Below are 8059 nucleotides of genomic sequence, written 5' to 3'. Positions count from 1 at the left end.
CCATTATTGAGTTCCTTGCTTTTGGCGATCCAATTGGGATCAAGGCTTACTCCGAATCCGGGACCTTTGGGAACGGCCACTTTCCCTTCCCTGGCTTCCAGCGAACCGGCGGAACTCTCAAAAGGTATGTCATGACTGACTCCCTTGTATTCCTGGTGCGCCCCCGCATTTGGTACAATGGAAGCATAGTGCAACATATAAAGAGATCCCAGGCCCCAGCCGGACATGTGTGGGGTACAGGGTTTATTGACAAATTCTGCCATGCGGGCAACTTTTATGGAACGGATAAATCCTCCAAAATAGAAGAGGTCGGGCTGAAATACCTGCAACCCATCATTGGCCACCATCCAGCGAAAGCGTCGCATGGAACTCTCCTGCTCCCCTCCTGCTATGGGTACGGCCAAAGCATCTCCGATAGCCTTTGTTTCCCAAATCCAGTCAAAAGGACAGGGTTCCTCAAAAAAGGCAACATTGATTTCTTCCAGGAGCCGACCTATTTTTATGGCTTCCTCCACTTCGTAGGAGCCATTGGCATCAGCATAAATCACCACTTCATCTCCAAGGGCTTTTCTCAACATGGGGATAAGCTTTTCGCTTCTTCCCGGAGGTTCCTCAGGCAAACCCATTCTTCCGCCAAGTTTGAACTTCACCGCTTTTGAGTTTTCTTCCTTGTGGATAGCAACAATTCTTTCCACCGATTCCTCAGCACTTTTACCCCGGTAATTGTTGGCAGTGTAAACGTCAATTTCCGGCCGGATAACCTCCCCCATCAGTTCGCCTGCAGATTTGCCGCTGATCTGACCAAGCAGTTCCAATATGGCAAATTCGGCTGAAGCAATTGGCAGCAAGGCGGCCATGCTCATGTATTTATAATTACTATTGTAGTTGAGACAATCATCCACGAGGAAATCAAGGTCCCGGGCATCTTTGCCCTTAAAATAAGGTGCTACCTGTTGGATAAAAAATGGCCAAAGATTTGGCATGCGTCCTTCATTGGAAATGGCATATCCTTCCGCACCGTCTGTGGACCTGACCCTGACGATATAATGGCTTCCGTTTATCAGCAAGTCCACCGATTCCAGGATGACCGGATTGGGAAAGTATCCCCTGCGCAAAACAGGCTTATTTAAAATGGCTTCCAGTTCGCTGTCCAAATCAGCAGGTGAAAGTTTTGCATGTGACGAGTTGGAAAAGGCTCTTTGCCCGCCCATCAATAACAAAGCACTTGAACTGAGGGATTTTTTAAGAAAAGAACGACGGTTTTTCATAAAGGAGGGATATAAAGTTTTGAAAATCTGAATCAGTTGTAATTAAATAAAGGTTAATCATACGAAAGATTACCCAATTTAGATTTTACTGATCCATTTATCAAGACTTATTCCGCCTGCCATAAAATCATTCGTGTCTAAAAGGGTATTGAAGCCTGCCGCAAGTGCTTTGGCAAGGACACTTCCCTTTTCGGGGCTTGTCACCAGATTTTTGCCAACTGGATAAACAATATAAAGAACATTTGGATCAAAGCCAATTCAACTCTTCTGATCTTCCAAATGCCGAAAGGTTTTTACATCATTAGACTGATGACCATTTAGAAGGGGCATAGAAAAATTCTGATCAAAATACCCAAGGTTTTGAAGGGCGAGAGTTTGATGAACTGATAGAAATGGAACAGCTTGAAGTGAAATAGGAGGTTCTTGGGAAAATAAATCAGGGAATATCCATACACCCTATTAATACCTTATCGCCTTAAATTCCCAGTCAGGATGGATTTTTCTCATTTCAATCAGATCATCCCATTTTTTAAGTCCACAGTTCAAATATTTGTTATGTAGCCGGGAAAGTACGGCATTATCCAGTTCGACCCCAAGGCCAGGTGAAGAGGGCACTTGCACCGCTCCTTCCTGAATCTGGAACTGACCGCCAAGAATGACTTCATCTGATTGCCAGGGATAATGGGTCCAAGCATAGGTAAAATTGGGCAGGGCCGCTCCAAGGTGGACCATCGCTGCCAAAGAAATCCCCAAGTGACTGTTGGAATGCATGGACAGATCCCTTCCGAAGACCTCAGAGATTCTTGACAGTTCCATGGAAGCCTTCAGTCCTCCCCAAAAATGGTGGTCACTTAAAATAATGTCTTCAGATCCCATGGCTATACTTCCCGGAATATTCTCAAATGAGGTGGTACTTATATTGGTAGCCAAAGGCGTTTGGATGGATTTTTTCAAAAGCGCCATATTTTCCTGTCCCCTGACAGGATCTTCCAAGTATTCCAAAATCGGTTCCAACTGTTTGCCATATTTCAATGCGGTTTCCGGTTTCCATATCGCATTAGAATCAAAACGAAGGGGAATTTCATCTCCAAAAGCTTTTCTCAGCGCAAACATGGCTGCTACTTCCTCATCCGGTTCAAAAGCACCGCCTTTCAATTTGATGGATTGAAAGCCATAATGCCCGCATATGGCTTTGGCCTGCCGGATGATACCTTCCGGGTCTACAGCTTCTTCCTATCTGGCAGAAGATCAGGAAAAACAGTAAGTAAAGCAGCTAGAAATGCCCAATTAAGCAAAAAAGGGAGTTATAATTATAAAAGAGAAATTTCAGCAGTAATGAAAACTCCCCACTTGATGGGGAGTTTTTTTTTAGGATCGTATAGTAATTAGTCTGTTGATCTAAAAATACTTCTTCTCACAACTAAATCCTTTCATTGTTGGCGAAGAACAATGGATTCATGGGGTTGAAGTTTTACTTTCAAAATCCCGTCAATATTGAGGGTTTTATCATTCCATAAATTAAGCAATGTCTTACCCAAAGTAAAGGGCAGAATTTCTAAACTAACATCAAACTCAACTTGATCTTCAGAAATATTAAATACTATGAGATATTGATAGTTTTTCTGTTGATTTTCGGCTGTCCATATTATCACTTCATCTTTATTGTAAATTTCCTGATTGTTTATAGATTCTTGATTTAATTCAATTATGACTACGTTTGTAATAAGCTTTGTTGTAATACTGTCATTTTCCAGCAAATACCCTCCTAAAATTAAGGGCGATTTAAAAATTGACAAAAGGTTCATCATCGTATATTTCTCAGTGTCAGATAGTCTGGAATATTCATTTTTAATATCAGCTAAATTAGCACTTAAAAGCCCTGCAACCCAATCATCGCCACCCGTAAGCCTTAACTTCCCTAAAGGCAACATGTCAGCGTGCGGACGGCCTTTGCCATTAATATGTGGGGACCAGCTACTGCAATAAGAAAACTGTTTTTTGACCAGTGTCCAGGTATCCCAGACATCATTGGAAATTCGCCACATATCCACATTTGCCCTGAGATGTTCAACTTCAGCAACCGGCGCAGGCCCTGGAGATGCACTTATGAGCATTGATCTGCCAGATTCTTGCACTGCATTTGAAAAAAGCTCTAACTCTATTTTATGGTAGGGTCTTGATATGTCATCAATTTTTATAAAATCTATACCCCAGTCTGCATACAATTCTACAATAGATTCATAATAATCTATACTCCCCAAATGATCGTCAATCAATCCAAAATTCAGGGCATTCCATACACAAGTATCACTTTTATCTGCCACTTCAGCGGCATTGTGCTCAGAGTCTTTTATAGGCAATAATTGCTCCACTGCGTTTCGAGGGTTCCCGCGCATTATATGAATGCCAAATTTCAGCCCTTTGCTATGAACATAATCAGCTAGATTTTTTAACCCTTCACCTTTTTTGGAACTGGGAAATTTTATTTCATCGGGGACCAGTCTACCGTAAGGGTCGAGGTGATATGCAGAACCTTCATCATTCCCCTTATTGGCATCTACATCTTCGGGATAGTACCATCCGGCATCCATTACTATAAACTCCCACCCAAATTCTTTCAGATGATCGGCCATATAATCAGCAACCTTATATACATCTTCTTCGGTTAGTTAAAACCAAAGCTATCCCAAGAATTCCAACCCATAACAGGCTTGCTTTGATCTATCAGAAGATCGGTATTTTTGGTATTTTCTGCCGAACAGGCAACAATGAATGGGATAATCCATAAGGCAATAAAATACTTTCTCATTTGCATTTATTTCAATTATAGTGTTCTTGTATTAGGTGGACTGTGTTTGCTAAATACTAATCTATTTTTTCGACTTTAACTGCCCAGAACCCATCCGAAGGGGTGGTTAATTTACCTGGTAGACTTAGTTTGCCAGGTTCAAGCCAATGAGATTTTGTTACATCTAACCACCGGGTTTCGTAATTGCCGCTTACCGGATTCAAATCAACTTCACCCCCATTTGGAAAGAAAACCAGTATTTCATTTTTTTCATTGGCCAGGCAGTAGGCTTCATTGAGTTCTCTGCTTGTCAACAGTTCATTTTTGGGTTGACAACTAAACAGGTCGATGGAATCTGTCAACATGCGCATACTTTTTATATGTGACATAGCCAAATCATTATTGCCGATACCTACACTTGGTCGGTGAAAACGTACTGATGAAGCACCAGCAAAAATATTACGCCAAAATCTCTCTATTCCATCGGTAGAAGTACCAGCCCAGCCACCCGGATTTCCGTATATTTTAGTATTGGTAATAGGTCTTATTTGCCCTGAATTTTGCACTTCATTCCAAACGTATAGCCCTGTTTTATAGTGAATTTCACCTACCTGGGCATTGTGGTTAGATATGTCGATGAAAGAAAAATTCTCTGGATCGTATAAGGTGTTGGCAATTGATGATCGCAAAGTAAAAAAGTGATTTGAGGGATCTTGGACAATAGCGCCTTGAACAGCTCCACCTGTTGGATCAAAAGTGTCCCACATTTCACTAACTTCAATTTTCACTTTTGCCTGTGCTGCTCTATGCCTAATGTACTGCGACCAATAAATCGACCATTTTGGATCTGCATTGGTTTCGTTATCAATCACATACAATACATTATCGTATTTCAAACTTATTGACAATAATTTATCGACAAACTTTTGTTGGTATTCAAGAACTGTATATTTTATATCAAAATCGAAAGGCTCTGAAAGTGGCAAAACAGTATTGAAAAATGAGTTGATCAACTCGAATCCGTTGGATGAAAAATCCTCCAGCAAGCCTGATGAGTAGGAGGTATAATTTGAGTTGTTTTTTGGATTGAAGGGGTTTCTTTCCCATGCAGTTTGACCATCTATAAAATGCGAACTACGGGCGTAAAAATCATAGGTTGCCCAAATCTCTATTTGAACTATTATTCCTTTATTTTGAGTCTCTTGCAAGAAATACTCAAATCTCCGCCAGTATTCATCGTTCCATTTATTTAATTCATACATTCCCGATTCCGAATCATACGCGAAAGCAAAAACATTACCCGAATCTCTGCTAGACATGGTACAACGAAGATAATTCCCCCCATGCTGAACCAATCTGTCGAGCTCTTCATCCAAATCAGGCGAAGTATGTTGAAAAAGATTGTCATCGGAGCTGCCCCCTAGCAATAAGACCGGTTGATTTTTATATTGCCAAAAACTGGGATTCTTTATAAAAGGCCGTATTCTTGGATTTTCATCATCTAAAGGTTGATCCGTCTTTTGTGTACCAGAACAGGATAAAAATATAGGTAAACTCATCAAAAAAAATAGTGCTAAAATGAATGGATTGTAGGTATTCATATTGTGTCAGTACAAATAAACTAAATAAGTTGTTTGATTTTTCATCAACAAATCATGCTAAGACAAATTTTTTCTTTGCGACTTCTATACCACCCCAGATTACAAAATAAGTAGTTGAAGCAAGAAAGTACATAATTAAGTAAAACGAGCTGGAATCCACCTAATTTATTAAATTGGATTGTTTGGTTAAGATTCTTTTTGGTTGCTTTAATTTAATAAAGATTAGATAAGTGTCTGATAATAATGACAGGAATGAAAGACCATCAGTCAAAGGGATGTTCATAATCCAGTACCATTCTCCATTTGTCCATCGAAAACCCATCTTCACGCATGGAAAACATAATTTCATGAAAACCAGGAGTTTCAATATCGAGATAAATCAATCTTTCTTTCCCGCAATGCTCTTCCTGGGTCCTTTGTTTACTTGCCCAAGTCCAATTCAACTTACCCTCGCACCATTGCATTCTTTGTCCCGATTCAGGCCATTTTGCATCTACTCCAACGTGAACACCATTGTCTTCACTACCTCTAGAAAACACCCTTGCCCATACATAATACCTCCCCGGATTTTTAAATTCTACCGTATAGGATATGATGGCCATTTCTCCTGGTTTATTACTGAAATTTTCACCATTAATCAATGGGTCACTATGACCTACCCGGGTATCGGGCAAGACTTTGATGTAAGCATTTCCAGATGCATCACTCAAAACCCTTGCCTCCAAAGTATCCTGATATGATAAACCGTCAATGACATACCATTTCCTGATTTCGTCCAATGTTTGATTGTTGAAATTTTCTGCCTCAACTTCTAAAAATCCGTCTTTTTCAATTCCGATTTGGGCTTTCAAAACAATGGGAACTATTAGGATAATAAATAAGATATATTGTTTCATAATAATATTGTTTGCTAAATGACGAAGATTTCCTGTATGATTCTATTGGGATGATAATTTGTTGCCCGTTTTTCATTGTGTACGGATACTAGGTGGTCATAGGGATCATACTTTTTTATCAATTCAGCTAATCTATGAATATCGGCCATCCGCATTTCGCCTTTGTATTGACTTAGTTCTTCCCACCAAAAGGGTTCAGGTACGGCTATGTTTTAAATAATATTACCATAGTGCCCCAATCTAGACGTAAGGTATTTAATATAAACTTCTTGCTCCTCAGGGTGGGTAGGCCATTCACCCGCCATGCCGAAAAAGCCCGCAGATGGAAAGAAAACTATGCCTCGCACATGTAAATCATCCAGTATACTTTCGAGATGCCTGAATTGCTCAGTGTTAAATGGCCACAATTGCGGTTTGATCCATCCCTTACCCCTGGCAGGCTCATTACGGTTAATTAACAGACTGCCTATAGAAAGCATTTTATAGCCATGTTGTGCTAACCAATCAAGAAAGGCAGTTCTATAGTTTCCATCCTGTTCATCAAAGGGATCATCCTAATTCAGTGCCATAAACCTATCTCCGATATGAAAGCTTCTGAAATTGGCTTGATGATTATTGGTGAAAGTCAACCAATATGGATGAATGATTTAGTTAAGTAAGTCAATTTATTCAAGTGCAAAGCATAAATTTTACTGAGTTACAATAAGTCTGATGTTTCTATTAGTTACTTGACCTGTTAGGTTTTTGGCTGATATCTGTATAGTATATTCATCACCACTCAAATCGTGGGGTACTTGTAGCTCAAAACTTAACTGATAACTTGAACGAATTTCGTTTCTTGTAGAAACATCAATCTGTGTATTGATCGCTAATGCTCCGCTGAATATTGTCAGAAACTTCACACCAAAATCATCAGTTACTTGTCCCTGTATAGAAACTGTTGAGCCGGCAGTCGCAGTAATTTCTTGAGTGGAAAGATTTATAACCGGAGGCTCATTTGAATAAGATGGCGCATTGTCCTCATTGCAAGCCATGCAAAAGAGCCATATACATATGCAAAATAATTTTGATAAGGTTCTCATAAAATTGAATGTGTTAGGGTAAAACATTTTTTTGATTTTAATCTTCAGACAACCTGACCTCGATGGCCATATGATGAATGAAAGGCATTGGTTCGTAAAGTAAAAATTGCATATTTTAGTACATCATGCAATTAATACTACCGATTTTCCCAAAAGAGGCGAAGCTGATCACCCCTAGTCTGGCTGTATATGAACAGGACGGTGAGGTTTATTATTCCCACAGCGGGATGCCTATATTCACCCATCCGTCCAATGACCACAACCAGTTCCGGTATATCACTTCCAATCTGGTACACCAGGGACTCTGCCGTCAGGTTGATATCGTGAATACCTTCCATGTCACCATTGACAGCGTCAAGCGTCATCTGAGGAAATTTGAAAGCAAGGGAATGGAAGCGTTCGTGGAAAGGGACGGGCGCCACGG

The 8059-nt window shown here is 40.2% G+C and carries 8 protein-coding genes and 2 pseudogenes; 1 reads left to right on the top strand and 9 read right to left on the bottom strand.

Features of this window, described 5'->3' with window-relative positions; all coding sequences use genetic code 11:
- The 9 genes and pseudogenes from ACEW8O_RS20795 to ACEW8O_RS20755 all read right to left on the bottom strand — a co-directional run.
- Positions 1-1268: mandelate racemase/muconate lactonizing enzyme family protein (locus ACEW8O_RS20795; RefSeq protein ID WP_373496548.1), on the bottom strand; the 1268-nt coding region annotated here is incomplete at its 3' end.
- Positions 1269-1346: 78 nt separating this feature from the next.
- Positions 1347-1472, bottom strand: a complete 126-nt coding sequence (locus ACEW8O_RS20790; protein WP_373496547.1) for a hypothetical protein — start codon at positions 1470-1472, stop codon at positions 1347-1349.
- 255 nt (positions 1473-1727) lie between these two features.
- A pseudogene (locus tag ACEW8O_RS20785) lies at positions 1728-2495 on the bottom strand (enolase C-terminal domain-like protein); the annotation flags it as partial.
- Positions 2496-2698: 203 nt separating this feature from the next.
- On the bottom strand, positions 2699-2920 hold the full coding sequence (locus ACEW8O_RS20780; protein WP_373496549.1) for a hypothetical protein: 222 nt from the start codon (positions 2918-2920) through the stop codon (positions 2699-2701).
- Positions 2921-2971: 51 nt separating this feature from the next.
- Positions 2972-3916: pseudogene (locus ACEW8O_RS20775) on the bottom strand (glycoside hydrolase family 27 protein); the annotation flags it as partial.
- 17 nt (positions 3917-3933) lie between these two features.
- Positions 3934-4077 carry a hypothetical protein gene (locus ACEW8O_RS20770; RefSeq protein ID WP_373496546.1) on the bottom strand — a complete coding sequence of 48 codons (144 nt, stop codon included), beginning with the start codon at positions 4075-4077 and terminating at the stop codon, positions 3934-3936.
- A 56-nt stretch (positions 4078-4133) separates the two neighbouring features.
- Entirely contained in the window at positions 4134-5657 is a 1524-nt protein-coding gene (locus ACEW8O_RS20765; protein WP_373496545.1) for a hypothetical protein, read from the bottom strand.
- 263 nt (positions 5658-5920) lie between these two features.
- A complete protein-coding gene (locus ACEW8O_RS20760; protein WP_373496544.1) occupies positions 5921-6553 on the bottom strand; it encodes a hypothetical protein in 633 nt (210 codons plus the stop codon).
- Positions 6554-7242: 689 nt separating this feature from the next.
- Positions 7243-7587, bottom strand: coding sequence for a hypothetical protein (locus ACEW8O_RS20755; RefSeq protein WP_373496543.1), 345 nt, complete (start codon positions 7585-7587; stop codon positions 7243-7245).
- Positions 7588-7760: 173 nt separating this feature from the next.
- Between ACEW8O_RS20755 and ACEW8O_RS20750 the strand changes: the two genes are divergently transcribed.
- The coding region (locus tag ACEW8O_RS20750; RefSeq protein WP_373496542.1) for a hypothetical protein at positions 7761-8059 on the top strand (299 nt) is incomplete at its 3' end.

This window comes from Aquiflexum sp. (assembly GCF_041749095.1).
Lineage (GTDB): Bacteria > Bacteroidota > Bacteroidia > Cytophagales > Cyclobacteriaceae > Aquiflexum.
The sequence above is the reverse complement of the archived record's forward strand: the minus strand, read 5'-3'. Positions and strand labels throughout refer to the sequence as shown.

Coding starts and splice junctions, on each gene's coding strand:
- ACEW8O_RS20770 (WP_373496546.1), bottom strand. CDS start 4,077: ATGAGAAAGTATTTTATTGCCTTATGGATTATCCCATTCATTGTTGCC.
- ACEW8O_RS20765 (WP_373496545.1), bottom strand. CDS start 5,657: ATGAATACCTACAATCCATTCATTTTAGCACTATTTTTTTTGATGAGT.
- ACEW8O_RS20760 (WP_373496544.1), bottom strand. CDS start 6,553: ATGAAACAATATATCTTATTTATTATCCTAATAGTTCCCATTGTTTTG.
- ACEW8O_RS20755 (WP_373496543.1), bottom strand. CDS start 7,587: ATGGCTTGCAATGAGGACAATGCGCCATCTTATTCAAATGAGCCTCCG.